12 protein-coding genes are annotated in these 16,133 nt (G+C 66.7%); 6 read left to right on the plus strand and 6 right to left on the minus strand.

Features of this window, described 5'->3' with window-relative positions; genetic code table 11:
* Positions 1-79: 79 nt before the first annotated feature.
* The 6 genes from QZY48_RS14090 to QZY48_RS14115 are packed head-to-tail and all read right to left on the minus strand — an operon-like array spanning position 80 to position 7,579.
* Positions 80-1,048: a GDP-L-fucose synthase gene (locus QZY48_RS14090; protein ID WP_295431711.1), complete on the minus strand. Its 969-nt coding sequence runs from the start codon at positions 1,046-1,048 to the stop codon at positions 80-82.
* A 4-nt stretch (positions 1,049-1,052) separates the two neighbouring features.
* Positions 1,053-2,135 (minus strand): GDP-mannose 4,6-dehydratase, encoded by a 1,083-nt coding sequence (gene gmd / locus QZY48_RS14095; protein WP_295431714.1) that lies wholly within the window; start codon positions 2,133-2,135, stop codon positions 1,053-1,055.
* Complete coding sequence (locus tag QZY48_RS14100; RefSeq protein ID WP_295431717.1) at positions 2,132-3,280, minus strand: glycosyltransferase family 4 protein; 1,149 nt, start codon at positions 3,278-3,280, stop codon at positions 2,132-2,134. Before QZY48_RS14100 ends, gmd begins: the two co-directional genes overlap by 4 nt.
* Complete coding sequence (asnB, locus tag QZY48_RS14105) at positions 3,277-5,247, minus strand: asparagine synthase (glutamine-hydrolyzing) (RefSeq protein ID WP_295431720.1); 1,971 nt, start codon at positions 5,245-5,247, stop codon at positions 3,277-3,279. Before asnB ends, QZY48_RS14100 begins: the two co-directional genes overlap by 4 nt.
* Complete coding sequence (locus QZY48_RS14110; RefSeq protein ID WP_295431722.1) at positions 5,247-6,398, minus strand: glycosyltransferase; 1,152 nt, start codon at positions 6,396-6,398, stop codon at positions 5,247-5,249. The genes asnB and QZY48_RS14110 overlap by 1 nt, the downstream gene beginning before the upstream one ends.
* A complete protein-coding gene (locus QZY48_RS14115) occupies positions 6,395-7,579 on the minus strand; it encodes a glycosyltransferase (protein ID WP_295431725.1) in 1,185 nt (394 codons plus the stop codon). Before QZY48_RS14115 ends, QZY48_RS14110 begins: the two co-directional genes overlap by 4 nt.
* Positions 7,580-7,820: 241 nt before the next feature.
* On the opposite strand from QZY48_RS14115, the gene QZY48_RS14120 reads away from it, so the two are divergent.
* The 6 genes from QZY48_RS14120 (at position 7,821) to QZY48_RS14145 (ending at position 16,122) form a co-directional block, all read left to right on the plus strand.
* Positions 7,821-8,762, plus strand: a complete 942-nt coding sequence (locus QZY48_RS14120) for a glycosyltransferase family A protein (RefSeq protein ID WP_295431727.1) — start codon at positions 7,821-7,823, stop codon at positions 8,760-8,762.
* A gap of 303 nt (positions 8,763-9,065) precedes the next feature.
* On the plus strand, positions 9,066-9,761 hold the full coding sequence (locus QZY48_RS14125; RefSeq protein ID WP_295431729.1) for a glycosyltransferase: 696 nt from the start codon (positions 9,066-9,068) through the stop codon (positions 9,759-9,761).
* 126 nt (positions 9,762-9,887) lie between these two features.
* A complete protein-coding gene (locus tag QZY48_RS14130; protein WP_295431732.1) occupies positions 9,888-11,177 on the plus strand; it encodes a class I SAM-dependent methyltransferase in 1,290 nt (429 codons plus the stop codon).
* A 182-nt stretch (positions 11,178-11,359) separates the two neighbouring features.
* Positions 11,360-12,433, plus strand: coding sequence for a non-hydrolyzing UDP-N-acetylglucosamine 2-epimerase (wecB, locus tag QZY48_RS14135; RefSeq protein WP_295431734.1), 1,074 nt, complete (start codon positions 11,360-11,362; stop codon positions 12,431-12,433).
* 12 nt (positions 12,434-12,445) lie between these two features.
* On the plus strand, positions 12,446-13,480 hold the full coding sequence (locus QZY48_RS14140) for a lysylphosphatidylglycerol synthase transmembrane domain-containing protein (RefSeq protein WP_295431736.1): 1,035 nt from the start codon (positions 12,446-12,448) through the stop codon (positions 13,478-13,480).
* Positions 13,477-16,122, plus strand: a complete 2,646-nt coding sequence (locus QZY48_RS14145) for a hypothetical protein (RefSeq protein WP_295431738.1) — start codon at positions 13,477-13,479, stop codon at positions 16,120-16,122. The genes QZY48_RS14140 and QZY48_RS14145 overlap by 4 nt, the downstream gene beginning before the upstream one ends.
* The last annotated feature ends 11 nt before the right edge of the window (positions 16,123-16,133 follow it).

The raw sequence follows: 16,133 nt of genomic DNA on the forward strand, positions 1-16,133 counted from the left end.
ATTCTCTCGCAAGCCGATTTGCAGCACTTCGCCGACAACGACAACGACAACGACAACGACAACGATTGTGTTTGACTTGTTACCGATTATTCGCCGGCGGCTGCTGGTTTGCCAGGAAATCGCGATAGGCCAACGCCAGCCCCTCGCGCAGGGCCACCCGCGGCTGCCAACCCAGGGCGCGCAGGCGCTCGCTGTTGAGGAGTTTGCGCGGGGTACCGTCGGGCTTGCCGCTGTCATAGACGATGCGCCCGGTGTAGCCGACGGTCTCGCAGACCAGGGCCGCGAGGTCGGCGATGCTGAGATCCTCGCCGCAGCCGACGTTGAGGTGTGATGACCTGGGGCTGGTGTGGGCGTCATAGGCCGCCCGGTCCAGGCCCATGACATGCACACAGGCGGCGGCCAGGTCATCGACATAGAGAAATTCGCGCCGCGGGGTGCCGGTGCCCCAGATGACCAATGCGGGGCTGGCGTTGAGCTTGGCCTCATGGGCGCGGCGCAGCAGGGCGGGCAGCACATGGCTGTTCTCGGGATGGTAATTGTCGCCGGAGCCATAGAGGTTGGTCGGCATGACACTGCGATAATCGGTCGCGTATTGGCGGTTATAGGACTCGCAGAGCTTGATCCCGGCGATCTTGGCGATGGCATAGGGCTCATTGGTGCCTTCCAGGACCCCGCTCAGCAGGGCCTCTTCCGGGATCGGCTGGGGCGCCAGGCGGGGATAGATGCAGCTGGAGCCGAGAAACAGGAGACGCCCCACCCCGGCGCGCCAGGCCTCGTGGATGACGTTGGCCTCGATCATCAGGTTGTGATAGATGAACTCCGCGGGATAGGTGTCATTGGCATGGATGCCGCCGACCTTGGCCGCCGCCAGGTAGACCTGGGACGGGCGTTGCGCCTGGAAGAACTCACGCACCTGGGCTTGGTCGGTCAGGTCCAGTTCGGCGTGGGTCCGGGTGAGGGGCGGCTCATAGCCGCGGCGCCCCAGCTCCCGGCAGATAGCGGCGCCGACCATCCCGCGGTGCCCGGCCACATAGGTTGTTGCCGGCATCATCTCACTCGTTGTGCTCAAAGGTGCTGTAACCGTGCCGCTGCACCAGGTCATCGCGTTGCGCCTGCTTCAGATCCTCGCGCGCCATCTCGGCCACCAACTCGGCGAAACTGGTGGTCGGGACCCAGCCGAGCTTTTCGCGCGCCTTGGTGGCATCCCCGAGCAGGGTCTCGACCTCCGTCGGACGGAAATAGCGGGGGTCGACGGCGACGATGCAGCGCCCGGCGGCGTCGTAGCCCTTTTCATCCAGGCCGGCACCCTCCCAGCGCAGGCTGAGGTCCAACTCCCTGGCCGCCGCAGCCACGAAATCGCGGACGCTGTATTGCACCCCGGTGGCGATGACAAAGTCTTCCGGCTGCGCCTGCTGGAGCATCAGCCACTGCATCTGCACATAGTCCCGCGCGTGGCCCCAATCGCGCCTGGCGCTGAGATTGCCCAGGTAGACACAGTCCTGGATCCCGAGCTTGATCCGCGCCAGGGCGCGGGTGATCTTGCGCGTGACGAAGGTCTCACCGCGCACCGGGCTCTCGTGGTTGAAGAGAATCCCGTTGCAGGCGTAGATGCCGTAGGCCTCACGATAATTGACGGTAATCCAATAGGCATAGAGCTTGGCCACGGCATAGGGGCTGCGCGGGTAGAAGGGCGTGGTCTCGCACTGCGGGGTCTCCTGCACCAGGCCGTACAATTCCGAGGTGCTCGCCTGATAGAAGCGCGCCTGCTTCTCGAGCCCGAGGATGCGGATCGCCTCCAGGATCCGCAGCGCGCCCAGGGCGTCCGAGTTGGCGGTATACTCGGGCTCCTCGAAGGAGACGGCAACGTGACTCTGGGCGCCGAGGTTGTAAACCTCGTCCGGCTGCACCTGACCAATGATGCGGATCAGGCTCGAGGAGTCCGTCAGGTCGCCATGGTGCAGGATGAAGCGGCGGTCTCCGACGTGGGGGTCCTGATAGAGGTGGTCGATACGATCGGTATTGAACAGCGAGGCGCGGCGCTTGATGCCATGCACGCGGTAGCCCTTGGCGAGCAGGAATTCGGCCAGATAGGCCCCATCCTGCCCGGTAATGCCCGTAATCAGCGCCGTCTTCATTGGTGTACCTCACATCGCTTCAGTAGCTCGTCATAAACCGCCAGGGTCGCCCCATGGATGCGCGTCGCATCGAAGCGCTCCTGCGCCAGGACCCGGGAGCGGGCGCCGAAGCGGCGCCGCAGTTGCCCGTCATCCACGAGCCGCTCCAAGGCATCGGCCAGGGCGCCCGCATCCCGGGGCGGCACCAGGAGGCCATTCTTCCCGGGCTCCACCGCCTCCCGGCAACCGGTGGCGTCGGTGGTGACCAGGGGGAGCCCCGCCGCCGCCGCCTCGATCAGGAACTTCGGCAGGCCCTCGCGATAATAGGACGGCAGGCAGGCGATGTGCGCGGCGGCCATGACCGTCGGCATGTCGGCACGATAGCCCCACCACTCGATGCACCCCTCGCGGCCCCAGTCCCGGAGTTGGTCCGCGGCTACCGAGGCGGGGTTGCCGGGGTCCGGCTTGCCCACCAGGACCAGGCGCGCCGGGCTCCCCCGGTCCCGGAGCAGCCGGGCGGCCGCCACGAACTCCCCGATGCCCTTGTCCCACAGCATCCGCGAGGCGAGCACGACCACCGGCGGCCCCGGCGGCTCCGGACGGGGGACGAAGCGGGTCAGGTCCACCCCGGAGCCCGGGATCAGGACCGGCTCCACCCCGGTCAGGCGCCGGAGCTGCCGCTGGTCGTCCGGGTTCTGGACCAGCACCCGCACGTTGGGGGCGGCGAGCAGGGCGCGATAGGCGCGGCCGACCAGGGGGCGGAGCAGGCGCGCGCGGCCTGACCCGGAGGTGAAGAGGTAGCCCATCCCGGCGACGCCGTTGACCACCGCGGGCACGCCCGCCAGGCGCGCCGCCAGGGTGCCGTAGAGGACCGGTTTCTGGGCGATGTTGTGCAGCAGGGCGGGCCGCAAACGCCGCAGGATGCCCCTGAGCGCCAGGATGCTCTGGAGTTCCCGCAGTGGATTCATCCCCTTGCGGGAAACCGCGAGCGGGATCAGGTCGAGCCCGGCGTCGCGGATGAGGTCGCCGTGCTCGCTCACCCCGGTGATGACGGTGACCGCGAAGCCCGCGTCACGCACCGCGCGGGCCAGGGCCAGGTAGTGGTGGCAGAAGTACCAGTCGACCGTGGTACAGAAGGCGATCCGCCTGAGGCCAGGCGTGGTCATGGCCGCGCGCCCAGGGCCCCGCCGGAGCGCGCCAGGTCCAGCCAGGCCTGGAACATCAGCAGGTCCCACAGGTAATAGGACCAGTCGCGACGGCCCGCCAGGTGTTCCGCCCAGCGGGCGCGGATCGGCGCCGGGCGCAGGATGCCGTCGCGCGTCAGCCGCTCGGCGGCCAGCAGGTCCTCCGCCCAGTCGCGCAACGGCCCGCGCAGCCAGTGCGCCAGGGGCACCCCGAAGCCCATCTTGGGCCGCTCGAACAGGGCGGGCGGGACGTGTCGCGCCAGGATGCGGCGCAGCGGCAGCTTGCCGCGGCGCCCGCGGACCTTCCAGGCGAGCGGCAGCGACCAGGCAAACTCGTAGACCCGGTGGTCCAGGAGCGGCACGCGCGACTCCAGGCTGACCCCCATGCTGGCCCGATCGAGCTTCACCAGGATGTCGTCCGGCAGGTAGAGGACCGAATCCATGTACATCATGGACTCGGTGATGGACGGGGTGCGGGCGCGCCGGGCGGGGTCAGTGAGGACGCTCGCCGGCTCAGTGGCACCGATCACCAGAGCGGCCGGGTCCTTCCAGTGGGAGACCATGCGCAGATACAGGGACTCCGGTGAGTCGCCGGTGAGGATGTCGATCGCCTTGTGCACCCGGTCGCCGGGGTTGGCGATGGCGAGCGGGCCAGGCAGGAAGCGGGCGAAGGGGGCGAGCAGCCGATCCCAGGTCCCGGTGCCGATCCTGGTCACGGCGGCGGCGGCGGCCCGGCGCAGGCCCAGCGGCACCCAGCCGATCCGCCGCCAGGTGTCGCGCGTCCACAGGTACCGCGAATAGCCGCCGAAGAGCTCATCCCCGCCATCCCCGGACAGGCACACGGTCACCGCCCGCCGGGCCATCTCACTGACCAGCAGGGTCGGGATCTGCGAGGGGTCGGCGAAGGGTTCGTCCCAGAGACGCGCCAGGCTGGGGATGGTCGCCAGGCCATCCTGGGCCGTGACATAGAGCTCCGTATGGTCGGTGCCCAGGTGCGCGGCGACCCGCCGGGCGTCTTCGGCCTCGTTGAAGCCTGCCTCATGGAAGCCGATGGTGAAGGTACGCACCGGTCGTTGCGACTGGGCCTGCATCAGGGCGACCACAGTGCTGGAGTCGATGCCCCCGGACAGGAAGGCCCCCAGCGGCACATCGGCGCGCATCCGCAGGCCCACCGCGTCCATGAGCAGCCGCTCCAGGGCGCCCACGGCCTCGTCCTCGGGGCCCTCGAAGGGTGCGGCCAGGCCCCGCTCGGCCGCGGCCCGGGCGCTCCAGTAGGTGTGCAGGGTCGGCTCTTCCTGGCCCGGGGTCAGGGTGGCGTAGGTCCCGGGGGCGAGCTTGCGGATGCCCCGGTAGATGCAATGGGGCGCCGGGACATAGCTCAGGCGCAGATAGGCGGCGAGCGCGTCCCGGTCGAGTTCACCCTGCCAGCCGGGGTGGGCGGTGATCGCCTTGAGCTCGGAGCCGAACAGGAAGCGCCCGCGGTTGTAGCCATAATAGAGCGGCTTCTCGCCCAGCCGGTCGCGCGCCAGGGTCAGGCGGCGCGCCTGCCGGTCCCAGAGCGCGAAGGCAAACATGCCGTTGCATTCGGTCAGGGTGGCCGCCGGCCCGCGCCGGGAGAGCCAGGCGAGCAGGACCTCGGTGTCCGAATGCCCACGCCAGGGGTAGTCGTCGCCGATCGCCCGGCGCAGGGCTTGGTAGTTGTAGATCTCGCCGTTGTAGGCGAGGACGTAGCGCCCGTCGGGCGAGACCATGGGCTGGTGTCCCAGGGGCGAGAGGTCGAGGATGGCCAGGCGGCGGTGCCCCAGGCCGACCCCGGCCGCGGCATCCAGCCAGAGCCCGCCGTCGTCCGGCCCGCGGTGGAGCAGGGTCTGGTTCATCCGCTCAAGGGCTTGGCGCAGTGCCGGCTCCGCCGCCGCGCCGGGTTCTATGACCCCGCAAAAACCGCACATCAGTCAGTTCCCCGCCGCAGTGATTGGTAAAGGTCCGCGTAGCGGGCCGCGATGGACGCCAACGTATAGTGTGCCGCGATGCGGGCGCGGGCGGCCGCACCGCGGCGGACCAGGGACTGCGGACCCTCGTCCAGGAGGCGCAGGATGGCCCCGGCCAGAGCCGCCGGGTCACGGGGCGCCACAGTCGCCCCGGTGTCGCCCACGATCAGGCGTGAGTCTCCCACATCCGTGACCGCACAGGGTACGCCGCAGGCCATGGCCTCGCCGAGCACGTTCGGGAAGCCCTCCCCATAGGCCGAGGAGGAGACCAGGAGGTCCAGGGCGGCGAACACCCGCGGCGTGTCCGACCGGGGACCCAGCAGGCTGATCGCCCCGCCGAGCCCGGCCGCGGCGATCCAGCCCCCGAGCGCCTGGTTGCCGTCATCCATGCCCTGACCACACAGCAGGAAACGGGACTCGGGCCGGGCCGAGCGCACCAGGGCGGCCGTTCGCAGAAAGGTCGGCACGTCTTTTTGGGGGTCCAGGCGGGCGACCAGGCCCAGGAGCGGGGCCGCCGCCGGAATGCCCAACGCGCTGCGCAGCCCGGTGCGCGCCGCGGGGTCCGGACGAAAGCGCTCCAGGTCGAACCCGTTGGGGATGACGATGAGGGCGGGCGCGCGGTAACCGAGGGCGCGATGGACCTCCCGGGCGCGCTGCGAACAGCAGATGATGCGCTCCGGGGCCAGGTGGGAGAGCAGGCCATTGAAGCGCGCGACCAGCCGGGTGGCGCGGCGGCTCTGACGCGGGTCCAGGTCGCTCTGGCGGATGTTCCAGACCAGCGCCGGGCGACGGGCGCCGCTCCCGACCAGCGGCCGGACCAGGGCCCCGAGCAGGTCCGCGTGGTACATCCAGGTCTGGATCAGGTCGGGCCTGAACCCACGCAAGAGCCGGACCAGGCGCAGCAGCGCCCCCGGGGAGGGCAGACCGCGCCGCATCCGCAGCGTCTCCACCCGGATGCCCAGCGCGGCGATGCGCGCCCCCATGGGCCCGGGGGCGACCAGCGAGACCACCAGGGGCTCGCAGGCGTTCCGATCCAGGGTCGCCAGCAGCTTGTAAAGCATCATCTCGGCCCCGCCCAACTCCAGCCCGGTGATGACATGCGCCACCCTCATGAGCCGCCCCCGCTGCCGTCGCCAAGACCCAAGACCTCCAGGTAGCGGCGGGTCACCGGCGCGACCCCATAATCGGCCGCCCGCGCCCGCAGCAGGGCGGCGGCGGGGGGCCGGTCCAGGGTCCGCGCGATGGCCGCCGCCAGGGCCGCCGCGTCACCCACCGCGACCAGTGGACCCAGGCGACCCCCGTCCAGCACCTCCCGCGGCCCGCTCGGACAGTCCGTACTGACCACCGGGGTGCCGCAGGCCATGGCCTGGATCAGCACCCCGGGCAGCCCCTCCCAGGCGGAGGAGAGCACGAACAGCCGGGCGCGGGCCATGTAGGCGAAGGGGTTGGCCCGAAACCCGGGCAGGGCCACCCGCTCGCCCAGCCCCAGGTCCCGGATCAGGGACTCCAGGGCCGGGCGCTGCGGCCCCTCGCCCAGGATCAGCAGACGCAGGTCGTGCCGCTCGGCCAGCGCGGCGAAGGCACGGATCAGGGTCGGGAAGTCCTTCTGCGGGGTCAGGCGCCCGGCGGCAAGGATCACCGGCACCCTGACCGGTTCCAGCCCCGCGTCCGGCGCGGGTGGCAGCGCCGGTTGAAACCAGGCGTGGTCCGGCCGCTCGGCCGCTTGGGCGGCCAGCTCGGGGGTGACCACCGGGTTGGGGATGACCAGGACCCGCGCCCGCCCCGCGCCGATCAGGCGGGTCAGGTCATCGGCGACCCCCTGGGAGACGGCGATCACCGCGCACGCCTGGGGATAAAAGACGCGCGCCAGTCGCGGCAGGACGCGGCCGGCGAGGGAAGGTGCGTGCCGCGCCTCCTGGGACAGGGTGCTGCGCACGCTGACCGCGACCCGCGTGGGCACCCGCGCCAGGCTGCGCGCCCAGAGCGCGATCAGGTTGGCGTGGTCCATGGCCGCGAGCAGGACCGCCGGCCGGCGGCGGCGCAGATAGCGGACCAGCCCCGGCAGGGCCGTCAACACCCGCCCGGCCCCCAAGTCGACCAGTTCGCAGCCGGCCGGCACCAGGTCCCGATAGGGTCCCGCCGCGCTCCCGACCACCAGGTCCAGTTCGATCCCGGCCGCGACCAGTCCCTGCGCCAGGTTCAGCATCATGCGCTCGGCGCCGCCGCCGGCCAGGGAGGGGAGGAAAATCGCCAACCTGGGTCCGTGCCGACGCACGCCGGGGGCTTCACTCACCCGGTCCAAATCCGTGTCCTGCGGCCCCTTGTAGAGGCAACCCCGCGAATCGTTTTGGTAAAGTCAAGATCACCCCGGTAGAATCAGGTTCCGAGCGGGAACCAAGTATCTCAGTTCGCCCGGACCGCGCGCCAGTCCCGTTCCCGCCGACCCGCGCCCCGCGGCCCCGATCGCCACAGTTGGAATCATCGCGCCGTCAGCCCCAACCTGACCCCGGCGGCGCGCCCATCGGATGCCCCAGATGCCCAGTGACGCACCGCTGATCACCGTCATTATCCCCGCTTACAACCGGGCTGCAACGATCGGCCGGGCGCTCACGAGCGTTTTTCGGCAGACCTGCACGAACTACGAGATCCTGCTGGTGGACGACGGCTCCAGCGACGACACCGCGGCCCTCGCGCGGGCCTTCGCCCATCCGGCCCTGCGGATTATCCGGCATGAGCACAACCGCGGCGCCGCAGCCGGCCGCAATTCCGGGCTGCGCGCCGCGCGCGGGGCCTACATTGCGTTATTGGACTCCGACGACGAATGGGTACCGAGCAAGCTGGCTACGCAGCTCGCCCACCTGCAGCGGTGCCCACCCGACACGCCGGCGAACTGTACTGCCTATGCGATTTGGGAAGGTCCGATGCGGCGCGATTACTTCCCGCGGCCCGTCACTGCACAGACGCTCCTGATGGGCTGCGATCTGAGCCCCGGCTCCACCCTGATGATGAAGCGCGCGGTGGTGGACGAGGTCGGCTTGTTCGACGAGACCTTGGCCCGCTACGAGGATTGGGACTGGCTGCTTCGCTATACCCGCGTCTATCGCATCGGCGTGCTTGCCGAACCGCTGGCGATCGTCCACTACAGCCCCCACCGCGCGGCCGGCGTCATGGCGACAGCGGCCGCACGGCTATTGGAGAAATATGACGCAGAGTTGCGGGCGGCCGGGGCCGCAGGCCGCAAGGCGCGGGGGTTGCGTTGGATGGAGGTGGCCCGCTCCTACGCCATGGAGCGCGAACCACGGGCCTTTCTGAACTGCACCGCCCGCGCCTTGCGCGCCTATCCACTGCACCGTCCCGGGGCCCTGCTCCTCCTCGTGGACGCCTGGCTGGGGACCCGATTCGCCGCCAGGCTGCAAACCTGGCGGGCACGGCGTCGGCGCGCCCCCCCAAGCGACCCGGGCCACGATGCCCTTTGATGCCTGAGCATCAGCGATCAGAGCCAATATCTATCTGTTTTTATAGACTAATATCTTGGCAACCAGCACCTGCGCAGCCCCCCCGCGCACTGCTTTACCCGGCCTTCGCACCGGGACCCCGGCGGGCGCGGCGCGCCCGCTGACGGCTTGCCAACCGCACCGATAACACCTATACTCACAGTATTTTAGTGATTTGGAACGGCCCACCGGGCGGTCTTTGAATTCGCTCAACCTGACGGCTTTGACTCAATGACATCGCGACCGACCGCCCCCTCGCCACCGCCGCCGCCGCGTTTTTGCGTCGTGCTGCCGATGTACAATGAGGGCGCCAATGCCCGTGCGTGCATCGGCGCGATCGACACCCTGCTGTCTGCGCTGGACCTCGGCGCCGCGATTGTCGCCGTCGATGACGGCAGCTCCGATGACACCTGGTCGGTGCTGCAGGACCTCGCGACCGTCACGCCGTCCTTACGGCTCTGCCGCCACGGCACCAATCAGGGCTACGGCGCGGCAAACCGCACCGGATTTGCGGCGGCGATCGCGGGGGGCTTCGACTACGCGCTGGTGATGGATGCGGACGGCACGCAAGACCCGCAATTCATCCGCGGCTTCCTCCCGCACATGCGTCACGGGGTCGATTTCATCAAGGCGACCCGCTATGCCCGCGGTTCGCGCGTGGAGGGCGTGGATATCCGACGCAAAGCCATCTCCTGGCTCGGCAACCGGGTCGCGAAGGCGGCCCTGCGCATCCCCTTGACCGATTTCACCAACGGCTTCCGGGCAATCCGCGGCGAGCTGTTGAAAAAACTGACGACCCACGACAATGGGTTTTCGGTGCTGATGGAAGAAGTGGTACAGGCGCGGCGGTTGGGGGCATCCTTCGCCGAGGTTCCCTACACCCTCACCGTCCGCCGCGCACCGGGTTCCGCCTCCAAGTTCACCTATTCGTTCGCCGTTTACCGTAACTACCTCAGGTATCTCTTCCGGCCGCGAGGCTGACTGAACCCGAGCAGCAATCAGCATGGGCACAGACCGTGCACTCTCTGCCTATATTGCAAGCGCGGGCGGAGCACGCGGGCCCCTGCTCTCCCTGAACCATCGCCACAACCGATCGCCGATAACGCCATGCCGCAATCATCGCAATCCTGGACGAGCCGCAGTCAATGTGCATTCTGCGCAAGCCCCCACCTGGCGTTGGTTGAAGACTTCGGTCAGGTCGCGTTGGCGGGCGGCTTCCTGAAACCCGAGGAATTCGCCGAAGAAGAGCGCTTCCCGATGCGCTTGTATTTCTGTGAGGACTGCTTCGCCGTGCAACTGGTCGACGTCGTCGATCCGGCGGTGTTGTTCAAGCGCTATTTCTACTTCTCATCCGCGATCCGCACCCTGCGCGAGCATTTCGTCGACTACGCCACCGAGGTGGTCTCGCGTTTCCTGGTGCCCGAGCAGGCGACCGTCGTGGAGATCGGGTGTAACGACGGCATCCTGCTCAAACCCATCGCCGATCAGGGCGTCCGCACCGTCATCGGCGTCGATCCGGCCACCAACGTGGTGGCGCAGATCGATGACCCGCGGATCAGGATCGTCAACGATTTTTTTTCCGCGACCACCAGCCGACAGATCCTCGAAGAATACGGCGCGGCGGATTTGATCGTCGCCAACAATGTCTTCGCGCACATCGCCGACATCGCCGGCGTAGCGGGGGCCGTCAAGGCGCTCCTGAAAGACAACGGCGTTTTCGTGTTCGAGGTCCACTATCTCGGAAAGATCATTCTCGGCATGCAGTACGACATGGTCTACCATGAGCACCTGTATTACTACTCGCTGCTGGCGCTGGAGAATTTTTTCGCCCGCCTGGGGATGGTCATCTTCGATGTGAAATCGATCCAGATCCACGCGGGCTCCATGCGTTATTACGTGTGCAAGGAGGGCAGCGACCATGCCCGCGCGGTATCCTGCCGGGTCGGGAATCTCCGCGAAGAAGAGCGACGCCAAGGTTTCGACCGGCATGAGACATTCGTGCGCTTTGCCTCGGATATCTATTCGCGGAAACTGGCCCTGCTCGCGCTTCTCACCCGCTTGCGCAGTGAAGGCAAACGGGTCGTCGGGTACGGCGCGTCCGGCCGCGCGAATACCATCATCCAATACTGCGGCATCACCCATGAGCACATGGAATACATGGTGGATGATGCCGGCGCCAAACACGGCTTCTTCACGCCGGGTTCGCATTTCGAGATTCGTCCGAGCAGCAGCCTCCAGGACGACCCGCCTGATTACCTCCTGCTGTTCGCCTGGGGCTATTACAGCGAGATCGCCGAGAAACACCGCTCGTTTTTCGGGGCGGGCGGACGTATGATCCTGCCGCTCCCCGACGTGCGTGTCATCTACCAACCGGAGGTTGGCACCCCGGCGGCCTGATTCCGGCCACCCGCTACCGGGCAGACCCGGCATACCCAAGCAGGGCACGCAGTCGCCGGCTGCCGCCAAGCGACAGCGGCCGGCGGTCGCCCGGCGCCGCATTGTCCGGCTTCGGCAATCGTCGGACCTACCGACGCTACACCCATCGATCACAGTCGCCAGAGGGCCCTGTTATGAGAGTTATGAGTATCTTCGGGACCCGCCCCGAAATGATCAAGTTATGGTCGACGCTGAAACGACTCGATGAGCTCAACTTTGAGCACATCATGGTCCACACCGGCCAGAATTTCACCCCGGAGCTGAAGGACTTCTTTTTCCGCGATCTCAACCTGCGCGAGCCCGATCATTATCTGGAAATCGATACGTCCTCATACGGCAAAGAGGTCGCTGACGTTATCGCCAAGAGCGATGAACTGTTTGTTCGGACCAAACCCGACGCACTGCTGATCCTGGGCGACACCTACAGCGGATTAGCGGTGATGCCGGCCGCCCACCGCGGCATCAAGACCTTCCACATGGAGGCCGGATTACGCGCGTGGGACGCCCGCATGCCGGAGCAGCGCAACCGGATGCTCATCGACCACATGAGCGATATCCTGCTGCCGTTCAATCGCTATCATCGTGAGAACCTCATTCGTGAGGGCATTCACCCGTCAAAGGTTTTCGTGTCCGGCAACCCCAGTTTCGAGGTGATTCGGGCCTTCCTGCCGCAGATCAGCGAGAGCAGGATTCTGACCGAACTCGGCATCGGCGCCCAGGGCTACGTCCTGGTCACCGCTCATCGCAGCGAGAATGTCGACCAGCCGGCCTATCTCGCGGCAATTATCGAGGCATTAGGGGAGATTCATCGGAAATTCGGCCGCGACGTCGTCTATCCGATGCATCCCCGGACCCGCAGCAAAATCGGCAGTATCACGATACCCAAGGGCGTCAAGATCATCGCCCCGCTCGGTTTCTACGACTTCAATCATCTGTTGATGCACTCCTGGTGTATTCTGTCCGACTCCGGCACCGCGCCGGAAGAGGCGCTGTTTTACCGAGTGCCCTGCGTCAGTCTGCGCATGACGACCGAGCGCCCCGAGACCGTCGAGGGTGGGGCACACATCGTCGCCGGGCTGCGTCCGCAGGATATCGTGGCCTCGGTGGAGACCGCGGTGATGGCACCCTACGCCGCACGCTACGACCTTGAAGAGGACTTCTCGCCATCGTCCGTGGTCGTCAACTGCATCCGCTCGCGCATCACGAATTTCTTCTGATTCGCGTAAGCCATGGCGATCATCCCTAAGTCCAGGCGGCAGCGCGCGGTGCTGCTGATCGGGGCAAAGCTGGTCCTTGCGGCCCTGTTGCTGGTGTGGCTTGCCCACTCGGGCGCGATCGCGCCCAGTGTGCTATTGAGCAACGGCGCCTCCCTGTCCGCATCGCTGGTCGCAGCGCTGTGCGTGCTCGCCGCACTGGCCTTGGGGGTTTATCGCTGGCGGCTGGTCATGGGTGCGCTTGGCGTGCACCTGACCTACGCGCGATCACTGCAGGTTTATTGGATCGGGGCCTTCGCCAGCACCTTTCTGCCGGGGGCAGCGACCGGGGACGTCTTGCGCGCCTTCTACGTCGCGCGCGAAAGCCCGGATGCGCGCGCGCGTGCCGTGGTCTCGGTCGTTATCGACCGGGTGTTCGGGCTGCTGGGGTTTATGCTGTCCGGCCTGGCCCTGATCCTCATGCGATTCGATGCATTGCGGCAGTCGGCCGAGTTGCGGGGGCTCGCGATGAAATTCCTGCTGATCCTGGTCACGGCGTTACTGTCCCTGCTCGCCGCGGCATGGATCGGCAAGCGGCTCTTCCAGGAGGGCCGCATGGCGCGGGTATGGGGAAAAATGGGCGGCGCCCGCCGTGCGGCAATGAGGCGGGTTGCGGCCTTCAGCTACCCCGACCTGTGGGTGCTGTTCGCGGTGCTGGGCATCTCGCTGATGATCCCCACACTGCTCACGTGCGGCCTCTTGCCGTTTATCGCCGGCGTAACCCTCGACTACACGAATCTCATCGAGATTGGGATCTCATCCAATGCCGCCCAGGTCGCCAACACGATACCCCTGACACCAGGCGGCATCGGCGTCGGGGAGGGTGTTTTCGAGTATGTGCTGTCGCTGCTGCGCCAGCCCGCGCCGGTGGTTGGCTATGCCACCGCGTTCCTGTCGCTGCGCCTGGTAACGGCCGCGGTTAATGGCTTCGGTGGGGTCTTGTTTTTCCTGCCGGGGAATATTCTGGGGGCCCGCGCCCTGGCCGCGGGACCACCGGAGGGCGAGAGATGACAACAGCAGTGATGAGCGGATTTCGGGGCGCGGCGCAAGGCCTTTTTTCCAGTTTTTCTTTGCGGATGCGCGCGGGGCTTTTCGCCGTACTTCTGGTACTCGTGTCCTTTCCGGATGTGATCTTTTCCGGTGCCACGCTGGTCAATTCCGCCGGCTACTTCGCCGGCATTTACGGCACGCCCATGGCCGCCCTCTATCCAGAACGTGAGGGACGCAGCTACCATCACGGCCTCAACGATTCAGGCGGCGCCGTGTGGCAGTCCGATCCCATGCGGCAGTACATGGGGCGGGTGCTGCACGATCGCCAATCGCCCTACTGGAATCCATACTCCGCGACCGGCTCCCTCGGTCCGGAGACACTGGTGGACCAGAAGTTCTCGCCCATCACGCTGGTCGCGGCGGCCTTGGGCGGCAATCAACTGGCCGCAGATGCCGCACTGCTGCTGTTCTACGCCCTCTCCTTGTACTGTCTCTATCTTATCGTCGCGGTCAATCTCGGACTTGCCGAGGGGGCAGCGGTCGCTGCCGGCATCGTATACCTCCTGGGCGGTTTCAATATCGCCAACCTGGGCTCGAATGTGTCGCACGCCTTCGTGCTGTTTCCCGTGCTGCTGGGCGCACTCATGGCTTTCGTACGCACGCCGTCCGCCGCGCGTTTCCTTCTTGCAGTCGCAGCCAACGCCCTGATCCTGGCGACGACCTTTCTGCCGGTCGCCTTCCTGACGTTCGCGTCGGTCTATACGCTGGCAGCGGCCTATGCCCTTGGGGTGGTGGACACGCCAGGTTCAGCCTCGCTCGGGCGCCGGTTGCTGGTGATCGGACTGCTGGTGGTCAGCTTCTGCGCAGCAGCCCTGCTTATGACACCGCTGTATCTGCCGATCGTCGAGAGCCTGTCGCTCGTGGATTCGGTGGAGATGTATGCCAACCGGGTCTTTAGCCCCGTCAGCCTGCGCAACCTCATCGGCCTGATATCGCCCAAGCATTTTTGGGAGTCCTATTCGGCGATCGATGCGCAACTCCTCACCGCCGACCCCCGGGGACCGATCGGGCTCGGTAACGGCGCCTTTCATCTCGGCATCGTCCCGATCGTGATTGCCACCCTGGCGCTGACCAGCAACTGGTCGCGTAAGGGAGTGGTATTCGCCGCCGCCGCCTTATTGTTCGCAACGGCCCTCGGCAGGATGTACGACATCACGCCGATAGCGCAGGTAGCGGACCAAATCTATGGGGTGCGCAGTCTCGGTTGTCAATACTGGTGGGCGATGGTGGCGGTCGCCTTTCCGTTCCTGGTTGCATTCGGTTTCGATGCCCTGCTCGGCGAGGATCGCGGGGTTTTCGCACTGGTCGCGGTTTACGCTTTGATCCTTGGTTCGTTCGTCGTCGCCTACCGGGCATGGGGCTGGCACGAGGGGCGGTACCTATTGCAGATTTGGTATCTCACCTTTGCACTGGTCATCGCAGCGGCGGCCGCATTCTTGATCACGCGTGCCCGTCGCGACACGACCCGCGCATGGGCCTGGCGAGCCGGACTGCTCGTCCTGATGGCCCTGGAATTGAGCTTTTACATGAACCACCTGCGCCCGAAGCGCAATGATGCCGCCCAGGTCCCACCCGCGCTGCTGGAGTTTCTTAGGCAACATATCGGGGATTATCGCCTGGCGAATTTCGGGTTCAGCGGAATTCCGCCCGAATGGGGTTCGGCCCATGAGATCGCTGAGGTCGGCACCATGACCATGAGCATTCTGCCCTGGTATAAGCCGCTATTTGAACAGGCATTCGGGCTTCCCGCGGCACGGCCGTGGGGCAACTTCGCCTCGCTGCATTTTGCCGCTGACCCCGCCAAGATCAACGACCCGATCCTCGACCTGATGGCGGTGAAGTACCTCTTTATTCCCGCGCCCTGGAAACAACATCACGAACTGCTGTTGAGCAGGGGATACCTCGCTGCCTACAGTGATGTCAACGGAACACTTTATCTGAACACGAGCGTCTGTCGTCGGATCAATGTCGCGCGGACTTGGACCCAGCAGCAGGGCCTACCCGATGATATAGCCGGCTCACCCTGTCATCGGACGTTTACTGATGATTCCAAGCTGATTGCGGCGGCACGGCAACTCGGTATTCCGGAGAGCGTGGCGCAGGAGGGCAGGGCCGGCGACGACGACCTGCAGAACCGCGGGGGCGAGGGTCTGGCCGTGTCGCCATGCCGCACCCTGTTTACTGATGAGCCCAAACTGATCGCGGCCGCTCAACTACTTGGAATCGCTGTCGCTCCCATCGGCGGCGACTTGCAGGTCCAGGGGTTAAAGACGCGTAATGACCTGGTGCGCTTCGGCGTATTCCTGGAGGCGCCTGGGGTGGTCGTGGTAGCGGATGCCTGGCACCCCGGTTGGCGCACGACGGTGGATAAGCAGCCGGTCTACACGGGTCTGGTCAACGGCAGCTTCCGCGGTATCGCGCTGGCGGCGGGCGAACACCTGGTAGAGATGAGGTATCGGCCCCGCTCATTGCCCGCCGCGTTCGCTATCGCGGGGCTGACCTTGATGTTCCTCGTCGCCCTGATTCCCTTCGGAGGGCGCGTGAGAAAACGGCTTTTCCCCAGCCGTGCCGAGGAGGCGGTTCCAACTCACCGGGGCACCTGACCGAATCTGCC

Origin of the sequence: uncultured Thiodictyon sp., from assembly GCF_903828115.1 — a bacterium.
GTDB lineage: Bacteria > Pseudomonadota > Gammaproteobacteria > Chromatiales > Chromatiaceae > Thiodictyon.